Origin of the sequence: Nostoc sp. KVJ3, from assembly GCF_026127265.1 — a bacterium.
In the GTDB taxonomy this organism is placed as follows: domain Bacteria; phylum Cyanobacteriota; class Cyanobacteriia; order Cyanobacteriales; family Nostocaceae; genus Nostoc.
Window position 1 is genome coordinate 1,564,522 of the sequence record NZ_WWFG01000001.1, and the last position, 22,617, is coordinate 1,587,138.

Annotated in this window: 4 protein-coding genes; all 4 read left to right on the forward strand. The window is 40.6% G+C overall.

Annotation, left to right across the window (positions count from 1 at the left end; translation table 11 throughout):
• The first annotated feature begins 12 nt into the window (after window positions 1–12).
• A complete protein-coding gene (locus GTQ43_RS06305; RefSeq protein ID WP_265271616.1) occupies window positions 13–5,397 on the forward strand; it encodes an ATP-binding sensor histidine kinase in 5,385 nt (1,794 codons plus the stop codon).
• 115 nt (window positions 5,398–5,512) lie between these two features.
• Window positions 5,513–11,125 carry an ATP-binding sensor histidine kinase gene (locus GTQ43_RS06310; RefSeq protein WP_265271618.1) on the forward strand — a complete coding sequence of 1,871 codons (5,613 nt, stop codon included), beginning with the start codon at window positions 5,513–5,515 and terminating at the stop codon, window positions 11,123–11,125.
• Window positions 11,126–11,211: 86 nt separating this feature from the next.
• Window positions 11,212–16,671 (forward strand): ATP-binding sensor histidine kinase, encoded by a 5,460-nt coding sequence (locus GTQ43_RS06315; RefSeq protein ID WP_265271620.1) that lies wholly within the window; start codon window positions 11,212–11,214, stop codon window positions 16,669–16,671.
• 95 nt (window positions 16,672–16,766) lie between these two features.
• The gene (locus GTQ43_RS06320) at window positions 16,767–22,610 is read left to right on the forward strand and encodes a trifunctional serine/threonine-protein kinase/ATP-binding protein/sensor histidine kinase (protein WP_265271622.1); all 5,844 of its coding nucleotides are present in this window, start codon (window positions 16,767–16,769) and stop codon (window positions 22,608–22,610) included.
• Window positions 22,611–22,617: the final 7 nt, after the last annotated feature.

Consider the following 22,617-nt stretch of genomic DNA (forward strand, 5'->3'; position numbering starts at 1 on the left):
GGATTTAGCAATATGATTAACCCTCTTGTCAGTATTCCCGGATATCGCATCAGTGAAGAACTCTACAATGGTTCTAGAACCCTAGTTTATCGAGGGTATCGAGAGAATGACTCATTACCTGTAGTCATTAAACTGTTGAAGAATCCATATCCGGGTTTTAGCGAATTGGTGCAGTTTCGCAATCAGTACACCATTGCTAAAAATCTTAACTCACCTCTCATCCTCACTACCCATAGTCTGGAAGCCTATCAAAATGGTTATGCGCTGGTGATGGAGGATTTTGGTGGGATTTCTTTAAAAGATTATTTTACCCATGTAGAGACGTTACACGCAACGTCTCTACAGGAGTTTTTAGAAATAGCGATCGCACTCTGCAATGCCTTAGATATACTCTACCGAGAGCGGATTATTCATAAGGACATCAAACCAAGCAATATTTTAATTAATCCTAAAACCAAAGAAGTTAAATTAATTGACTTTAGTATTGCATCTCTACTACCACGAGAAACGCAAAGCATCCTCAGCCCCAATATTTTAGAAGGAACAATCGCTTATATTTCTCCAGAACAAACTGGCAGAATGAATCGCGGAATTGACTATCGGACTGATTTTTATTCTTTAGGTGTAACCTTCTACGAATTACTCACTGGAGTTTTACCATTTCTCTCAAATGATGCGATGGAATTGGTACATTATCATATTGCTAAATCAGCGCCTTTGGTTCATGTAATTAACCCAAAAGTTCCATCTATACTCTCAGAAATCGTCAGTAAATTAATGGCGAAAAATGCAGAAGATAGATATCAGAGTGCATTAGGACTGAAATTTGATTTAGAAAATTGTTTACATCAGCTACAAGTTTCTGGTACGATAAATGACTTTGAGATTGCACGAAGGGATGTGTGCGATCGCTTCATCATCCCCGACAAACTCTATGGACGAGAAACCGAAGTATCAACCCTACTCCAAGCATTTGATAGAGTCAGCCTTGGTGCAACAGAAATGATGCTGGTTGCTGGGTTTTCCGGTATTGGTAAAACGGCAGTTGTCAACGAAGTTCATAAACCTATTGTTAGACAACGCGGTTATTTTATCAAAGGGAAATTTGACCAATTTAATCGCAATATTCCCTTCAGCGCATTTGTGCAAGCATTCCAAGATTTAATGGAGCAATTATTAACAGAAAGTGATGCACAAATTCAGCAATGGAGAAATAAAATATTAGAGTCTGTGGGTGAAAACGGACAGGTAATTATTGAAGTCATCCCGGAATTATCAAGAATTATAGGTGAGCAACCATCGGTTTCAGAATTATTAGGAACGGCAGCACAAAATAGATTTAATTTGTTATTTCAGAAGTTTACCCAGGTCTTTACCACTGCTGAACATCCATTAGTGATGTTTTTAGATGATTTGCAATGGGCAGATTCAGCATCACTGAATTTAATACAATTATTAATGGCTGATACAAGTCATCTTCTTTTAATAGGTGCATATCGTGATAACGAGATCAATCCAGCCCATCCATTAATATTGACTTTGAGTGAAATTCAGAAAACAAATACAACGATAAATACAATTATTTTAGCTCCACTCAGCCAAATACAAATAAATAAATTAGTTTCTGAAAGCCTAAAATGTTCAGAAGATTTATCCCTGACTTTTTCTCAATTAATATATCAGAAAACTCAAGGTAATCCATTTTTTGCTACCCAGTTTCTGAAAGCCTTACATCAAGATGGACTGATTCTATTTGATTTTGAATTAGGCTGTTGGCAATGTGACATTGCACTGGTAACTCAGCAAGCAGTTACAGATGATGTTGTTACTTTTATGGCATTTCAATTACAAAAACTGCCTCCCTCAACTCAAAATATATTGCAATTAGCTGCTTGTATTGGCAACCAGTTTGATTTAATAACTTTGGCAATTGTTTCAGAACAACACCAAATCGAAACGGCTACTGACTTGTGGAAAGCTTTACAAGAAGGCTTGATTTTACCAATTAATGATATTTATAAATATTATCAGGAAGAGAGTAATAATAAATTGGTGCAGGAGAATGATAACTATAGTAAACAAATAGCTAAATATAGATTTTTACATGACAGAGTACAGCAAGCGGCTTATTCCCTGATTCCTGAGCATCAAAAAACAGCAACGCATCTAAAAATTGGACAGCTACTCGTCGAAAATTACTCTTTGATAGAACAAGAAGAAAAACTGTTTGATATCGTCGAGCATTTGAATAAGGGACAGGAATTAATTACTCAAGCAAATGAACGAGAAGCATTAGCAAAAATGAACTTAAGAGTTGGTCATAAAGCTAGAAATTCCACAGCCTACGCAGCAGCAGGAGATTATCTACAAACAGGAATTGAGCTACTAGATAGTAACTGTTGGCTTCATCAGTATGAATTAACCCTAAACCTCTACATCGCATCTGCTGAAGCTGCTTATTTGAATAGGGAATTTGACAAAATGGAACATCTAGCAGCAAAGGTGTTGCAATCAGCACAGACAATTTTAGACAAAATTAAAATTTATGACTTAAAGATTCAATATCTTGTGGTACAAAACAGATTGCATAATTCCCTGGAATTAGGATTACAAATTCTAGATGAATTAAACGTTGAGATTGCCAGTCCAGAATTAGTGAAAAAAGGCGTTAAATTACCTACACTATCTGATATTGACAGTATGTTAGAAATGAACAATCCCTATAAAATTGCTGCAATGCAAATGTTGATCAGTGTTTTGCCAGCAGTATTTTTAACTACGAACAGATTTGAAGAATTTGTTCTCACACTGATTAACCTGTCTTTAGAATTTGGCAGATCAGAGCTTGCTTGTTATGTCTATGCTGCTTACGGTTGGCTCAAGTGTGGTCAAGGGGAGATCAAAGATGGCTATCATGCTGGGAAAATTGCCTTAAAACTCCTAGAAATTTATGAGAGTCGTGAGTTTAAGTGTAAAGTTCATCTCCTCTTTGCAGCTCATATACAGTATTGGAAAGAGCATTTCAATAACACATTACCATCATTATTAGAAGCATTAAAAGATGGATTAGATAATGGTGATACTGAGTACGCAGGCTATGCTGCAATGCATTTATGTCATCATACTTTATGGGTAGGTGAATACTTACCAGAAGTTCATCGAAAACAAGAGAAATACATTCAGATTGCTGGTAAAGAAATCGCACATGAGTTTTGCAGAGAATTCGGAAGTATTTGGAAACAGTTAACGGAAAATTTATTGAATATCGGGAAAGAACGAGTGTATTTGATCGGTGATAGTTTTAATGAACATCAGAGACTATCTAAACTAATCCACGACAATAGTCATAATCCTTTAGTTGCTGTTTACGTGTCCAAACTAATTCTTCACTATCTTTATGGTGAATATAGTCAAGCTCTCGAAAAGGGGAATTTAGCATACCCTCATACCTTAGCAATTCCTGGGGTCTTTTCAGTGTTTATCCACAATTTATATTGGTCATTATCATTATTAAAATGTTCTGAAGATGTTGATGAAAATACACGACAAAATTACTGTCAGCAAATAGATCATAATCAGCAAAACCTACGCCTTTGGGCAAATTATGCCCCGATGAACTTTCTGCACAAATTTCATTTGGTAGAAGCAGAACGACACCGCGTATTAGGTAAAAAACTAGAAGCAATAAATTTATACGATCGCGCCATATCGGGAGCCAAAGAAAACGGCTATATCCAAGAAGAAGCACTCAGCAATGAACTGGCCGCTACATTCTACCTGGATTGGGATAAAGAAAAAATAGCTCAAGTATATATGCAAGAAGCATATTACTGCTATGCCCGATGGGGTGCTAAAGCCAAAGTCATCGATTTAGAAAAACGCTATCCCCAATTGCTTGCTCCCATCCTCCAGCAAACCCGTTCTCGTTTCTCTACTCACGAAACTATCTTTGCTTTAGAGAGTGTCACATCCACCAGTTCCCCCAGTACCAGCAGTAGCGTCTCTGTGGCTTTAGATTTAGCTGCCATTCTCAAAGCTTCTCAGACTATCTCTTGCGAAATCGAATTTGAAAAACTGCTTGCATCGTTGCTTGAAATCGTCATTGAAAATGCCGGTGCTGATAAGTGTGTGTTAATGCTGATGGAGTCAGGTAATTTAATGATTCGAGCATTAGCTCTTATGGGTGTGCAAAACGAAATACTCACTAATCCAGAATCAGCTGAAGAGTCAAGATATGTACCAGTTGGCTTAATTAATACTGTCAAACGTAGCTTACAACCTACCGTGATTATTGATGCCACAGTCCATTCGCAATTAATTAATGACCCCTATATTCAGCAACAGCAGCCTAAGAGTATCTTGTGTAGTCCGATTTTGCATCAGGGGAAGTTGCTTGGTGTGTTGTATTTGGAGAATAACTTAGCCACTGGAGCCTTTACAAGCGATCGCGTTGAACTACTCAATTTACTCTGCGTTCAAGCTGCCATTTCTCTAGAAAATGCTCGACTTTATGAGCGTTCTCAGCAATATGCTCAACAACTAGAACAGGCATTAAACAATCTGCAAAATGCCCAACTCCAAATTGTCCAAAGTGAGAAAATGTCAGCACTAGGTAACTTAGTCGCTGGAGTTGCCCACGAAATCAACAATCCCGTTGGCTGCATTATTGGCAACGTTGTTGCTGTCCAAGATTCCATCAATGAACTATTTGGGCTGATTGACCTCTACAACAATAAATTCCCCCAACCAGGAACTGAAATTGAAGAAGAATTAGAGACAATCGACCTGGAATATTTACGGGGTGATTTACCCAAGTTAATCAGAGCGATGAAAGATGGCGGCGATCGCATCAAATCTATCAGCAAGAGTCTTCGTACTTTTTCGCGTGCCGATAGCGACCAAAAACAAACCTTCAATCTCCACGAAGGCATTGATAGCACCATCTTGATTTTACGCCATCGTCTCAAAGCCAACGAGACTCGTCCGGCCATTGAAGTTGTCACTAACTATGGTAATATACCAGTGATTAATTGCTTTCCCGGTCAATTAAATCAGGTATTTATGAATATTATTGCTAATGCTATTGATGCCTTAGATGAATCTAATGATGGACGCAGTTTTGAGGAAATTAAAGCCAATCCTAACTGCATTACCATTCAAACATCGGTCGCAAATGAAAAGGTGAAAATTGCCATTACTGATAACGGTAAAGGGATGAGTGAATCAGTAAAACAAAAGATTTTTGAGCATTTATTTACTACAAAAGCTGTTGGTAAAGGAACGGGGTTAGGGTTAGCGATCGCTCGTCAAATTGTGGAAGAAATACACGGCGGAAAATTGAGTTTTAACTCTGTTTTGGGTGAGGGTACAGAATTTATTATTGAAATTCCGGTATAGTTTTTGGTGATTTTGATTTGTTCTCCAGCAAGGGGTTCAGATCCCCGACTTCGCGAAAGTTGTCGGGGATCTTTTTTGGGAACACTAAATCTGGAAGTCTTAAGGATTTAGCAGCATGGTGAGCATCTTAGTCAATATTCCCGGATATCGCATCAGCGAGGAACTCTACAATGGTTCTAGAACCCTAGTTTATCGAGGGTATCGAGAGAGTGACTTGTTACCAGTGGTGATTAAACTGCTAAAAAATCCTTATCCCAGTTTCTCTGAACTCTTATCGTTTCGCAACCAGTACACGATCGCCAAAAATCTCAACTCACCTCTGATTGTCCAAACTTATAGCCTGGAACCTTATCAAAATGGCTATGCGCTGGTGATGGAAGACTTTGGGGGGATTTCTCTCAAAAATTATTTCCCCTCTGTAGAGACGCGATATATCGCGTCTCTACAACAGTTTTTAGAAATAGCGATCGCACTGTGCAATACCTTAGATGTACTCTACCGCGAACGTATCATACACAAAGACATCAAACCCGCCAATATTCTCATTAATCCCGAAACCAAACAAGTTAAATTAATCGACTTTAGTATCGCATCCTTACTACCACGGGAAACGCAGACACTAATCAATCCCAATGTCTTAGAAGGGACACTCGCTTATATTTCGCCAGAACAAACCGGAAGAATGAATCGGGGAATTGACTACCGAACTGATTTTTATTCTTTAGGTGTTACTTTTTACGAGTTACTCACGGGAAAATTACCATTCCCATCAAATGATGCAATGGAGTTAGTGCATTGTCACATTGCAAAAATTGCACCGTTAGTATGTGAAACTAATTTAGAAATTCCATCTGTAATATCAGAAATTGTCAGCAAATTGATGGCGAAGAATGCTAAAGATCGCTATCAAAGTGCATTGGGACTGAAGTTTGATTTAGAAAATTGTTTACATCAGCTACAAGTTGATGGTATGATTAATGGTTTTGAGATTGGGAAACGGGATGTGTGCGATCGCTTCATTATCCCCGACAAACTTTATGGAAGAGAAACCGAAGTATCAACTCTACTCCAAGCATTTGAAAGGGTTAGTCTTGGTGCAACAGAAATAATGCTGGTAGCAGGTTTTTCAGGAATTGGTAAAACTGCGGTTGTCAACGAAGTTCATAAACCGATTGTTAGACAACGTGGCTATTTTATCAAAGGGAAATATGACCAATTTCAACGCAATATTCCCTTTTCTGCATTTGTGCAAGCATTCCGGGATTTAATGGGGCAATTATTAACAGAAAGTGATGCACAGCTTCAGCAATGGAGAAACAAAATATTATCAGCAGTTGGAGAAAATGGACAAGTAATTATTGAAGTTATCCCCGAACTATCAAGAATTATTGGTGAACAACCACCCGCCATAGAATTATCAGGAACGGCGGCACAAAATAGATTTAATTTATTGTTTCAAAAATTCACTCAAGTTTTTACCAGCTTGGAACATCCATTAGTGATGTTCTTAGATGATTTGCAATGGGCAGATTCAGCATCGCTGAAGTTAATGCAGCTATTGATGGCTGATACAAAGCATCTTTTGTTAATTGGTGCGTACCGTGATAACGAAGTCAATCCAGGACATCCATTGATGTTGACTTTGAACGAGATTGAAAAAAAACAAACAACGATTAATACAATTACCTTAGCACCACTGAATCAAGAAAAAGTCAATCAATTAGTTGCTGACACACTTAAATGTTCCCAGGATTTGGCATCACCTCTTTCTCGATTAGTGTTTCAAAAAACTCAAGGAAATCCGTTTTTTTCTATCCAGTTTTTGAAGGCATTGCATCAAGAGCTACTGATTAACTTTAACTCCAAGTCAGGCTATTGGCAATGTGATATTGCCCAAGTTAATCAACAGGCAGTTACAGATGATGTTGTTGAATTTATGGCGTTGCAGTTAGAGAAATTACCATTAGCAACCCAGAATATCCTCAAGTTAGCATCTTGTATTGGCAACCAGTTTGATTTAGCAACTTTGGCAATTGTTTCCGAACAATGCCAAATTAATACGGCGGCTGCTTTGTGGAAAGCATTGCAAGAAGGATTTATTTTACCAATTAGTGAGGTTTATAAATTTTATCAAGGAGAAGAAAGGGAGCAATTGGCACTGTCATCTCAGAATATCGAGAAAAAAATAGCTAAATATGCCTTCTTACATGACAGAGTACAGCAAGCAGCTTATTTCTTGATTTCCGATGAACAAAAAACAGCAACTCATCTTAAAATTGGACAATTACTGAGAGAAAATTTGTCTGAGTTAGAGATTGAAGAAAAACTCTTCGATCTGGTTGGGCATTTGAATTTAGGAATTGAGTTAATTAGTCAAGCAAGCGATCGCCAAGCCCTAGCTCAACTCAACTTCAAAGCTGGCAGTAAAGCCAAAAATGCGACTGCATACACCGCCGCTAGAGTGTATTTCCAAACTGGGATCGCCTTACTCCAGCCCGACTGCTGGCAAACACAGTACGAATTAGCCTTGAACCTCCATTTGGCAGTAACCGAAGCTAGCTATTTAAATAGTGACTTTGAGAGCATGGAAGAGATGGCTGGAGTGGTTTTGCAGAACGCCCAGACCATTTTTGACAAAGTGAAAATCTACGAAATTAAAATTGCAGCACTAACGGCTCAGAGCCAAATATTAGGGGCGATCGCTGTCGGCGCAGATGTCCTGAGTCAATTAGGGGTGGATTTACCGAGTGCGCCAGAGTCAGCCCAAATCGGCAAAGCTCTGGAATACCTAAAAGAGCAACTCCAAGGCAGAGAAATTTCTGAACTGCTTGACTTACCCGTGATGAGCGATCGCAGAGCGATCGCCGCAATGCAATTATTAGGAATATTGTTTGCACCAGTATTACTGGGAAATCCGGGTTTAATGCCCCTGTTGAGCGCAACGATGGTGCGGTTGTCGCTCCAGTTTGGCAACACCCCCGCCTCGACGGTAGGATATGCGATTCACGGTATGGTGCTATGTGCTTTTTTGAGCGAAGTTGAAGCTGGCTACCAGTTTGGTCTTTTAGCTCTCTCGTTGCTGGAAAAATTGAACGATCCGGGTATAAAGTGTCTCCCTTTAAGCTTCTTTGGGGCTTTCATCCAACATCGCCAGCAATCGTTTTTGGCAACGCTATCGACGATGAAAGATAGCTACACCAATGGTATGGAAACAGGCAGTTTTCTCTACGCTGGCTACAGCATACAATGTTACGAGCATATAGCGCTGTTCGCTGGTGTAAATTTAAATACGTTGTCAGCCGAATTAGTTCCTTACAGTGTGGTTCTGACTCAGGCGAAACAAAATGCGGCGTGTATTTTATTGGATACAGTGCGGCAAGTGGTGGAGAATTTGAGAGAAACAGGGAGCCAACCCCATCGCTTAATGGGCACTGCCTACGATGAAACAATTATGCTGCCAAAGCACCAGCAGGACAACGATTTCACAGCGATCGCCTACGCCTATACCTACAAGCTGATGCTTGCTGCTCTCTGGGGCAATTATCATGCTGCCCTTGAATATATCACCGGAATCAAGCCCTATTTTATGGCAGCAGCAGGGGCGGTACATATTCCCGTTTTCCATTTTTATGCTGCCCTCACATACCTAGCACTCTTCTCCACCCAGCCAGAAGCAGAGAAAGAGGCAAGGGAGCAGGGAGCAGGGAGCAAGGGGGAAAGTTCAAATGGGGATTTGACCCCACCTGGACGAGAACCACTTAACAGAAGTGGGGGAATCAGACATGAGTTCCGCTCCGCTCCACAGCAGGAGTCAGGGGTCATTTCCCCCCGCTCCCTGCCCCCTTCCCCCTGCCTCTTAGTTGAGGCGCAAACCCACCAAACAATTCTGCATCAATGGGCAGAAAATGCCCCGATGAATCACTTGCATAAATGGTATTTAGTGGAGGCTGAACGGTATCGAGTGCTGGGTGAAAAAGTCGCCGCCAGTGAGTATTATGACCAAGCCATTGCTCTGGCTAAAACACATCAGTTTATTAATGAAGAAGCCTTAGCCAATGAACTGGCGGCAAAATTTTACCTTGACTGGGGCAAACAGCGTATCGCTGGGGAATACATGATTGAAGCCTACTACAGCTATATTAGCTGGGGTGCGAAAGCCAAAGTTGCTGACTTGGAAAGACGCTATCCCCAACTGCTTGCTCCCATCCTCCAGCAAACCCGTTCTCCCCTGTCAATTAATGAAACTGTCTTGGCACTGGGGAATGTCATATCCACTAGCTCCCCCACTTCCAGCAGCAATGTCTCTGTTGCTTTAGATTTAGCTGCCATTCTCAAAGCTTCCCAAACTCTGTCAGGCGAAATCGAACTCGAAAAACTGCTCTCAGTATTGCTGGCGATCGCCATTGAAAATGCGGGGGCTGATAAATGCGTATTAATGCTCTTGCAAGACAAGCACTTATTGATCAAAGGGTCAATTACCCTGGGGACAGAGCCAATCGTGTTGCAGAGTCTTCCTGTTGAAGACAGCCAAGATATTCCCCTGAAGTTGATTTACAAAATCTTGCACAACAGGCAGACCACTATGTTAATTGATGCAAGTGCCGATCCGACCTTAGCCAATGACCCCTATATTATTCGTCAGCAGCCAAAGAGTATCTTGTGTAGCCCGATTTTGCATCAAGGTAAGTTGATGGGCATTTTATATCTAGAAAATAACTTAGTGACGGGGGCATTTACGAGCGATCGCTTACAAGTTCTCAATTTCCTCACTACTCAAGCAGCAATTTCGCTAGAAAACGCACTATTATATCACAAGTTAGAGGACTATTCCCATACTCTAGAGCAAAAAGTAGAAAAGCGTACCCAGGAAATCACAGAAAAGGCCACTCAGCTAGAATCAACACTGGAGAAACTTTACTCCACTCAAGCCCAACTAATTCAATCCGAAAAAATGTCCGGCTTAGGACAATTAGTGGCTGGGATTGCTCATGAAATTAATAATCCTATTAATTTCATCTATGGCAACTTACAACCAGCAAGTGAATATGTGGCATCTTTAATTGAATTAAATAATTTATATCAGGAACTTTATCCGCAACCATTGCCAGAAATTGCCGAGAAAATCGCTGATATTGAGCTAGAATTTATATCTGATGATTTACAAAAGCTCCTGTCATCGATGAGAGTAGGAGCAGATCGCATCCGTCAAATTGTCCTATCGCTACGAAATTTTTCCCGTTTGGATGAATCAGAAATAAAATCAGTAGACATTCATTCTGGTATTAATAGCACGCTGTTTATTTTGCAACATCGACTTCAGGGTAACAGTAAACATCCAGAGATTGCAATCATTCAAAAATATGGTCAACTCCCTTTAGTTAATTGTTATGCCTCGGCGCTGAATCAAGTCTTTATGAATATTATCAACAATGCCATTGATGCTTTAGAATCATCAGATGAAAATTTCCAGCCGAATATTATAATTCAGACGGAATTTACAGAATCCAAAAAGGTAATTATCCGCATTGCAGACAACGGTATAGGGATGAGCAAGTCAGTGCAGAATAAGATATTTAATCCATTTTTTACGACAAAACCAGTAGGTAGTGGTACAGGCTTGGGATTATCAACTAGCTATTCGATTGTGGTAGAAAAACATGGGGGTCAATTAAGCTGCACTTCCGCACCAGGAGAGGGTACAGAATTTATCATTGAAATTCCGTTATAGTTTAGGGTTCAGATCCCCGACTTCTTGAAGAAGTGGGGGATCTTTTTTGGGAATACTAAATCTGGAAGTTTCACAGATTTAGCAACATGGTGAGTATCTTTGTCAGTATTCCCGGATATCGCATCAGCGAGGAACTCTACAATGGTTCTAGAACACTGGTTTATCGAGGGTATCGAGAAACTGATTCATTACCAGTAGTGATTAAACTACTGAAAAATCCTTATCCCAACTTCTCTGAACTCTTATCGTTTCGCAATCAGTACACCATTGCTAAAAATCTCAACTCACCTCTGATTGTCCAAACCCATAGCCTAGAATCCTACCAAAATGGCTATGCGCTGGTGATGGAAGACTTTGGGGGGATTTCTCTCAAAGATTATTTCACCTCTGAGCAGGGGCGATATATCGCGTCTTTAGAAGAGTTTTTACGAATTGCGATCGCACTGTGCAATACCTTAGATGTACTTTACCGAGAGCGGATTATTCACAAAGACATCAAACCCGCCAATATTTTAATTAACCCCGAAACCAAACAAGTTAAATTAATCGACTTTAGTATTGCATCTTTACTACCACGGGAAACGCAGACACTAATCAATCCCAATGTGTTAGAAGGGACACTAGCTTATATTTCCCCAGAACAAACAGGAAGAATGAATCGGGGGATTGACTACCGAACTGATTTTTATTCTTTAGGTGTGACATTCTACGAATTACTGACTGGAATTTTACCATTTCAATCAGACGATCCGATGGAGTTGGTACATTCTCACATTGCTAAAATGCCTACTGCATTAGCAAACAGGGAAGAGATTCCGCAAGTAATTTCAGATATTGTGATGAAATTGATAGCCAAGAATGCGGAAGATAGATATCAGAGTGCTTTAGGTTTGAAATTTGATTTAGAAAATTGTTTACGTCAGCTACAAAATGATGGTATAATTGATGACTTTGAGATTGCGCGACGGGATGTGTGCGATCGCTTCATCATCCCCGACAAACTTTATGGACGAGAAACCGAAGTTCAAACATTACTTGATGCATTTGAGCGAGTCAGCCTGGGTGCAACAGAAATGATGCTGGTAGCTGGTTTTTCAGGAATTGGTAAAACAGCAGTTGTCAATGAAGTTCATAAACCAATTGTGCGCCAACGTGGTTATTTTATCAAAGGGAAATATGACCAATTTCAACGGAATATTCCCTTTTCGGCATTTGTGCAAGCATTCCGGGATTTAATGGGACAACTGTTAAGCGAAAGTGATGCCCAAATCCAACAATGGAGTAACCAAATATTAGAGGCTGTTGGAGACAATGGACAGGTAATTATTGAAGTTATCCCCGAATTATCAAGAATTATTGGTGAACAACCACCCGCCATAGAATTATCAGGAACGGCGGCACAAAATAGATTTAATTTATTGTTCCAAAAATTTACCCAAGTTTTTACCAGCTTGGAACATCCATTAGTGATGTTCTTAGATGATTTGCAATGGGCAGATTCAGCATCGCTGAAGTTAATGCAGCTATTGATGGCTGATACAAAGCATCTTTTGTTAATTGGTGCGTACCGTGATAACGAAGTCAACCCAGCACATCCATTGATGTTGACTTTGAGTGAAATTCAAAAAGCACAAGCCACAATTAACACGATTACTTTAGCACCACTGAGTCAAGTGCAAGTAAATCAGTTAGTTGCTGACACCCTGAAATGTACAGAAACTTTGGCATCGCCTCTTTCTCAATTAGTTTATCAAAAAACTCAAGGAAATCCGTTTTTCGCAACCCAGTTTCTCAAAGCATTGCATCAAGATAGGCTAATTGAATTTAATTTTCAATCAGGGTGTTGGCAATGTGATATTGTACAAGTGATAACTCAAGCAGTTACAGATGACGTTGTGGCTTTTATGGCATTTCAATTGCGAAAACTGCCACAATCAACTCAAAATGTCTTGCAATTAGCTGCTTGTATTGGGAATCAGTTTGATTTAGCAACTTTGGCAATTGTTTCGCAAAAATCGACAATTGAGGCGGCTGCTGATTTGTGGAAAGCATTACAAGAGGGATTAATTTTACCGCTCAGTGATGTTTATAAGTTTTATCAAGATGAAACGGCTAATAGCTATTTTTTAATTGCCAATATAAATCAACAAATAGCTATTAGCAGTGAGCAATTAGCAAGTTACAAATTTTTACACGATCGCGTCCAACAAGCTGCCTATTCTCTGATTCCCGATAATCAAAAACAGACGACTCATTACCAAATCGGACAATTCCTTTTACAACAGATTTCCCCAGAAGCTAGAGTTGACCGGATTTTTGAAATAGTCAATCAATTAAATTACGGAACGGCTTTAATTAGCCAACAAACAGAACGAGATGAATTAGCACAACTCAATCTGATTGCTTGTCGCAAAGCCAAAAGTGCCACCGCTTATCAAGCCGGTCGTGAATATGCCAGCATTGGATTATCTTTGTTGGGAGAAAAGGCTTGGCAGCAACAATATGAAATGACGCTATGGTTCCATGACGAGGCGGCGGAATTGGCAATGCTGTGCGGTGACTTTGAGGCGATGGAACAGTATATTGAGACCGTCATCACACAGGCACACTCTTTACCTGAAAAAGTCAATGCTTGCCGCATTAGAATTCAAGCAAATATCTCTCAAAATAAACTAATCGAAGCCATTGAGATCGCCATACAGATTCTGCAACAGCTTGGCGTAACTATTCCAGCAGCCCCTACATCAGCAGATATTCAAGAGTCACTGGAAGAGATTAGCGAATTGATTGGCGACAGGGAAATTGAAGATTTTGTTCACCTAAGCGTGATGACAGATACAAACACAATTGCAGTTATTCAGATTGCCAACAGTATCATGGGCGCAGCTTACCTCAGTGGCTCTCCCTTGTTGTCATTACTAACTTCATTGGCAGTCAAACTATCCCTGCGGTACGGAAATATTTCCGCTTCAGCTTCTAGCTATGCTTACCATAGCATCATTGTCTATAATCTCTTGCAAGATGTAGATTTAGCCGTACAGTTTAATCAGTTGGGATTGAATGTCGTCTTAAAACTTGATGCCAAAGCGACTAAACCTGAAGTATTAATGATGCTGGGAACGTTTATCCTCCACCATAAATCTCACATCAAAGAAACGTTACCACTCTTGAGCGAGAGCTACGCGATTGGACTAGAAGTTGGAAACCTGCAATTTGTGGGATATAGTAGTCACTGTTTTTGTCTGAATGCTTTTTGGTGCGGTCAGTCCCTTGCCAGCTTAGAGCAGGATACACGCACCTACTACAATGCTTTACTGCAACTTAACCAATTAGCAACAGCCAATTACTGCCGGATTTATTGGCAATCTATTTTAAATTTACTAGGTTTTACGAAGCATCCCACCCTGTTGTCTGGGTCAGCCCTCCAAGAAACGGAATGTCTACCCCTGCTGTTGTCTGCAAATGACCTGTTTGGGCTGTATATCTTTTATTTGTATAAGCTCACCCTTTGCTTTTTGTTTGGGGAAGTTGAGCCAGCGAACAACTATGCACTCTTAGGCAGAAACTATTTAATCGCGGCTGGGGCAACAGTCGGCGAACCTGCATTTTATCTCTATGATTCTCTGATTGCTCTGGAACTGTTGAGTCAACCGTCAGCCGAGGCATCAACAGTATTAGAGCGGGTGGCACAAAACCAAACCCAGTTACAGCATTGGGCGCACTTTGCCCCCATGAATCACCAGCATAAGGTTGATTTAGTAGAAGCTGAAAAATGTCGAGTCTTAGGACAAAAAGCCGAAGCCATTGAGTTTTACGACAAGGCTATATCTGGAGCCAAAGCCAACGAATATATTCAAGAAGAAGCAGTTGCTAACGAACTCGCGGCAAAGTTCTACCTCGATTGGGGCAAAGAGCGCATTGCCCAAGAATACATGACGAACGCCTATTATTGTTATGCTCGTTGGGGCGCTAAAGCCAAGATTGCCGACTTGGAAAGACGCTATTCCAAAGTTCTTGCTCCCATCCTAGAGCAAACCCGTTCTCTAGTCTCTCTTCTATCAACTAGCGAAACTATATTTGCCTTGGGGAGTGTCACATCCACCTTGTCTGTGACTTCTAGCAGTAGCAGTGTTTCGGATACCCTAGATTTAAAAACTATTCTCAAAGCTTCCCAAACTATCTCCGGCGAAATCGAACTGGAAAAACTGCTTTCATCTTTGCTTTCCATCGTCATCGAAAATGCAGGGGCTAATAAATGTGTGTTCATGTTGTTGCGAGACGATCGTCTATTGATCAAAGGGTCAATTATTGAGGGTTCGGAGCCAGTTGTGTTACAGCACCTTCCTATTGAGGACAGCCAGGACATTCCCCTGAAGCTGATTTACAAAGTCTTGCACAACAGGGAGAGTGTTGTGTTGCTGGATGCGATCGCTGATCCCACCTTAGCCAATGACCCGTATATTATTCGTCAGCAGCCCAAGAGTATCTTGTGTAGCCCGATTTTGCATCAAGGTAAGTTCATGGGTATTTTATATCTAGAAAATAATTTAACAACGGGAGCGTTCACAAGCGATCGCGTCGAACTACTCAATTTACTCTGCGCCCAAGCTGCAATTTCTTTGGAAAATGCCCAACTTTACGAGCGATCGCTAGAATATTCCCAACAGCTAGAGCGATCGTTTGCCGAATTGCAGCAAAAATCGCAAGATTTACAACAGGCACAATTACAAATTGTTCAAAGTGAAAAAATGTCAGCTTTGGGTAATTTAGTCGCAGGGGTAGCTCACGAAATGAATAATCCCCTCGGTTTTATTGCTGCCAGTCTTAAACAAGCTAAACCCACCCTGGCTGATATTGTTGGACATTTGAAACTCTATCAAGAAAATCTACCAAATCCAGCCGAGGAAATTATTGAACACGCCGAAGAAATCGACTTGGATTATAGCCTATCAGACTTGCCCAAGATGATTGATTCTATGTCTATGGCGTGCGACAGGCTGAAAAACATCAGCACCAGTTTACGTACTTTCTCTCGTGCCGATCAAGATTACAAAGTGCCATTTAACATTCATGAAGGCATTGATAGCACAATTTTAATTTTGAAACATCGTCTCAAGGCAAATGAACAACGTCCCGCCATTGAAGTTGTCACCAACTACGGTAACTTACCTCAAATTGAATGCTTTCCCGGTCAATTAAATCAGGTATTTATGAATCTGATCGCAAACGCTATTGATGCCTTAGATGAATCTAATCATGGACGCAGTTTTCAGGAAATTAAAACCAATCCTAACTGCATTACGATTACAACATCAATCGAAAATAATCTAGTTAAAATTGCTATTGCTGATAATGGAAAGGGGATGAATGAATCAGTCAAATCAAAAATATTTGACCATTTATTTACGACAAAAGCTGTTGGTAAAGGAACGGGATTAGGATTAGCGATCGCTCGGCAAATTGTCGAATCAACTCACGGTGGTAAATTGAGTTGTAACTCGGTTTTAGGTGAGGGTACAGAATTCATCATTGAAATTCCGGTATAATTTAGTCCTCAGATCCCCGACTTCTTGAAGAAGTCGGGGATCTTTTTTGTTTTTTGGGAATACTAATAATCTGGAAATATTCAGGATTTAGCAGCATGGTTAGCACTTTAGTCAGTATTCCCGGATATCGCATTAGTGAAGAACTCTACTCTGGTTCCAGAACCCTAGTTTATCGAGGATATCGAGAAACTGATTCATTACCAGTAGTGATTAAATTGCTGAAAAATCCTTATCCCAATTTCAGCGAATTGTTACAGTTTCGCAATCAGTACACCATAGCGAAAAATCTTAACTCACCTCTGATAGTTCAAACTTATAGTCTGGAACCCTATCAGAATAGTTATGCGGTGGTGATGGAAGATTTTGAGGGGATTTCTCTTAAAAATTATTTCACCTCACCAGAGACGCGATATATGGCGACTCTAGAAGAGTTTTTGCGGATTGCGATCGCACTGTGCAATACCTTAGATATACTCTACCGGGAGCGTATCATACACAAAGACATCAAACCCGCCAATATTCTCATTAATCCCGAAACCAAACAAGTTAAATTAATCGACTTTAGTATTGCATCTTTGCTACCACGGGAAACCCAAACGCTAATCAATCCCAATGTATTAGAAGGTACACTAGCTTATATTTCCCCAGAACAAACAGGAAGAATGAATCGGGGGATTGACTACCGCACAGATTTCTATTCTTTGGGTGTGACATTCTACGAGTTACTAACTGGAGTTTTACCATTTCAATCAGACGATCCGATGGAGTTGGTACATTGTCATATTGCCAAACTTCCACCACTTTTAGGGAATAGAGAAGAGATTCCCCAAGTGATTTGTGATATCCTCATGAAATTGATGGCAAAAAATGCCGAATCCAGATATCAAAGTGCTTTGGGACTGAAATTTGATTTAGAAAATTGTTTGTCTCAACTACAACTTTCTGGTAGGATTGAGAGTTTTGAAATTGCCAGTAGGGATGTGTGCGATCGCTTCATCATCCCCGACAAACTTTATGGACGAGAAACCGAAGTTCAAACATTACTTGATGCATTTGAGCGAGTCAGCCTGGGTGCAACAGAAATGATGCTGGTAGCTGGTTTTTCAGGAATTGGTAAAACAGCAGTTGTCAATGAAGTTCATAAACCAATTGTGCGCCAACGTGGTTATTTTATCAAAGGGAAATATGACCAATTTCAACGGAATATTCCCTTTTCGGCATTTGTGCAAGCATTCCGGGATTTAATGGGACAACTGTTAAGCGAAAGTGATGCCCAAATCCAACAATGGAGTAACCAAATATTAGAGGCTGTTGGAGACAATGGACAGGTAATTATTGAAGTTATCCCCGAATTATCAAGAATTATTGGTGAACAACCACCCGCCATAGAATTATCAGGAACGGCGGCACAAAATAGATTTAATTTATTGTTCCAAAAATTTACCCAAGTTTTTACCAGCTTGGAACATCCATTAGTGATGTTCTTAGATGATTTGCAATGGGCAGATTCAGCATCGCTGAAGTTAATGCAGCTATTGATGGCTGATACAAAGCATCTTTTGTTAATTGGTGCGTACCGTGATAACGAAGTCAACCCAGCACATCCATTGATGTTGACTTTGAGTGAAATTCAAAAAGCACAAGCCACAATTAACACGATTACTTTAGCACCACTGAGTCAAGTGCAAGTAAATCAGTTAGTTGCTGACACCCTGAAATGTACAGAAACTTTGGCATCGCCTCTTTCTCAATTAGTTTATCAAAAAACTCAAGGAAATCCGTTTTTCGCAACCCAGTTTCTCAAAGCATTGCATCAAGATAGGCTAATTGAATTTAATTTTCAATCAGGGTGTTGGCAATGTGACATTGTACAAGTGATAACTCAAGCAGTTACAGATGACGTTGTGGCTTTTATGGCATTTCAATTGCGAAAACTGCCACAATCAACTCAAAATGTCTTGCAATTAGCTGCTTGTATTGGGAATCAGTTTGATTTAGCAACTTTGGCAATTGTTTCGCAAAAATCGACAATTGAGACGGCTTCTGCTTTGTGGAAAGCATTACAAGAAGGGTTAATTTTACCGATTAGTGATGTTTATAAATTTTATCAAGATGAAACTGCTAATAGCTCTAATATAAATCAACAAATAGCTATTAGCAATGAGCAATTAGCAAGTTATAAATTTTTACACGATCGCATCCAACAAGCTGCTTATTCTCTGATTCCCGATGACCAAAAACAGAGGACTCATTACCAAATAGGACAACTGCTCCTGCAACAGATTTCCTCAGCAGCAACAGAAGACCGCATTTTTGAAGTGGTAAATCAATTAAATCAAGGAACTTCTTTAATTACCCAACAAAGAGAACGAGATGAACTAGCACAACTTAATCTGATTGCCTGTCGCAAAGCCAGAGCCGCTACCGCCTATCAAGCAGCTCGTGAGTATGTTGCAGTGGGATTGTCACTGTTGGGAGAAAAAGCTTGGCAACAGCAGTATGAAATGACTCTATTATTCCATAACAATGCGGCTGAATTAGCAATGCTGTGCGGTGACTTTGAGGTAATGGAACAGTGGATTGATATTGTCATTGAGCAGGCACACTCTTTACTAGAAAAGCTCAATGTTTACCGCATTAGAATTCAAGCAAAGACCTCCCAGAATCAACTTACCGAATCTATTGCGATCGGCATTCAGATCCTGCAACAGTTGGGCGTAAAAATTCCAGAAACACCAACACCATCAGATATTCAACAGTCAATTCAAGAGATTAGAGAACTGATTGGAGACAGGAAAATTGCAGATTTTGTTCACCTACCTGTACTGACAGATGCGAACACAATTGCTATTATCCAAATTGCCAGTAGCATCATGCCAGCAGCTTTTGGATCTGGCTCTCCATTGTACGCATTACTAAATTCCTTGTCAGTCAAATTATCCTTGCAGCACGGAAACATATCTGCTTCAGCTTATAACTATGTTTGCCATAGCATTATTGTCTGTAATCTCTGGCAAGATGTAGATTTAGCAGTACAGTTTAGTGAGTTGGCTTTCAATGTCGTCTTAAAACTCGATGCGAAAGCGACTAAACCTGAAGTAGTAATGATGCTGGGAACATTTATCCGACACCGCAAATCTCACATCAAAGAAACGTTACCACTTTTGAGTGAGGGCTACGCGACTGCCCTAGAAGTCGGAAACCTGCAATTCGCCGGATATAGTGGACAGTGTTTCTGTCTAAATGCTTTTTGGTGCGGTCAGCCTCTTGCCACCTTAGAGCAGGATACAGGCACTTACTACAATGGTTTAGCGCAACTTAACCAATTGACAACAGCCAATCACTGCCGGATCTATTGGCAATCTATTTTAAATTTACTGGGTTTTGTGGAGCAGCCCACCATTTTGTCTGGGTCAGCCCTCCAAGAGACGGAATTTCTGCTCCTGCTGCGATCTGCAAATGACCTATTTGGGTTGTATCACTTCTATTTGTATAAGCTGACCCTTTGCTTTTTATTTGGGGAAGTTGAACAAGCTAACAACCATGCAATTGAGTCCAGAAAGTATTTAATGGCTGCTCCGGGAACAGTCACCGAAGCTGCATTTTATTTCTATGATTCTTTGATTGCCATAGCACTGTTGAGTCAACCGTCAAGCGAGGTGTCAAAAGCATTAGAGCGGGTGGCACAAAACCAAACCCAGTTACAGCATTGGGCGCACCATGCTCCAATGAATTACCAGCATAAGGTTGATTTAGTAGAAGCAGAAAAATGTCGAGTCTTAGGACAAAAAGCCGAAGCCATTGAGTTTTACGATTTGGCGATATCTGGAGCTAAAGCCAACGAATATATCCAAGAAGAAGCCTTAGCCAACGAACTCGCCGCTAAATTCTACCTCGACTGGGGCAGACAGCGCATAGCTGGGGACTACATGATTGAAGCCTACTATAGCTATGCTCGGTGGGGTGCGAAAGCCAAGGTTGCTGAATTAGAAAGACGCTATCCGCAACTGCTGACTTCTATACTCCAACAAAATCGTACTGCCTTCTCGGTTAACGAAACCGTCTTCGCTACAGGTACAGTCACCTCCACTAGTTCTTCCTCCAGCGTCTCTGATTCCCTCGATTTAAAAGCTATTCTCAAGGCTTCTCAAAGTATCTCCGGCGAAATCGAACTGGAAAAACTTCTCTCGGCGTTACTTAGAATCCTCATCGAAAATGCGGGGGCTGATAAATGTGTGTTAATGCTCGTGCAAGACGATTCGCTACGCGACCCTAAAGGTGAACGCCTACTAATTAAAGGGTCAATTATTGAGGGTTCGGAGCCAGTCGTGTTGCAGCGCCTTCCCATTGAGTCGAGTCAGGATATTCCCCTGAAACTGATTTACAAAGTGAAAAACCACAGACAGACTGCTGTACTGCTTGATGCAACGGCTGATCCGACCTTAGTCAATGACCCCTATATCATGCGTCAGCAACCGAAGAGTATCTTGTGTAGCCCGATTTTGCATCAAGGTAAGTTCCTGGGTATTTTATATCTCGAAAATAATTTAGCAACGGGGGCGTTCACGAGCGATCGCGTGGAACTACTCAATTTACTCTGCGCCCAAGCCGCAATTTCTTTGGAAAATGCCCAACTTTACGAGCGATCGCAGCAATATGCCCAACAGCTAGAGCAGTCATTCGCCGAATTGAGTGTAAGTAACTCTCGCTTTGAGAAACTTGTCGATAATGTTCCTGGCGTTGTTTATCAATACTGCATATCTGCTGATGGTGCAATTTCCCTAGCGTACATCAGTGCAGAATGTTACGACCTATATGAAATTACGCCAGATCAAGCCATGTCCAATTGGCAGTTGCTGATAGAAGCCATACATCCAGATGATACTGCAAGTTACCAGCAGTCTATTACCGACTCGATGCAAACCTTAACTCCTTTTAAGTGGTCAGGGCGAATTATTACACAATCTGGAATCGTTAAGTGGATTCACGGCGAAGCTCGAATCGAACAACTTGCTGATGGTTCTCTGGTTTGGGATGGATTATTGTTGGATATTAGCGAACAGCAAGCTGCGCTACGCGATCGCAAACGGGCAGAGCAAGAACTGCAAAATGCCCAATTACAAATTGTTCAAAGTGAAAAAATGTCAGCTTTGGGTAATTTAGTCGCAGGGGTAGCTCACGAAATGAATAATCCTCTCGGTTTTATTGCTGCCAGTCTTAAACAAGTTAAACCCACCCTGGCTGATATTGTTGGACATTTGAAACTCTATCAAGAAAATCTACCAAATCCAGCCGAGGAAATTATTGAACACGCCGAAGAAATCGACTTGGATTATAGCTTATCAGACTTGCCCAAGATGATTGATTCTATGTCTATGGCGTGCGACAGGCTGAAAAACATCAGCACCAGTTTACGTACTTTCTCTCGTGCCGATCAAGATTACAAAGTGCCATTTAATATTCATGAAGGCATTGATAGCACAATTTTAATTTTGAAACATCGTCTCAAGGCAAATGAACAACGTCCCGCCATTGAAGTTGTCACCAACTACGGTAACTTACCTCAAATTGAATGCTTTCCCGGTCAATTAAATCAGGTATTTATGAATCTGATCGCAAACGCTATTGATGCCTTAGATGAATCTAATCATGGACGAAGTTTTCAGGAAATTAAAACCAATCCTAACTGCATTACAATTACAACCTCACTCGAAGATAATCTAGTTAAAATTGCTATTGCTGATAATGGAAAGGGGATGAATGAATCAGTAAAATCAAAAATATTTGACCATTTATTTACGACAAAAGCTGTTGGTAAAGGTACGGGATTAGGGTTAGCGATCGCTCGGCAAATTGTCGAATCAACTCACGGCGGTAAATTGAGTTGTAACTCGGTTTTAGGTGAAGGTACAGAATTAATCATTGAAATTCCGGTATAATTTCTGT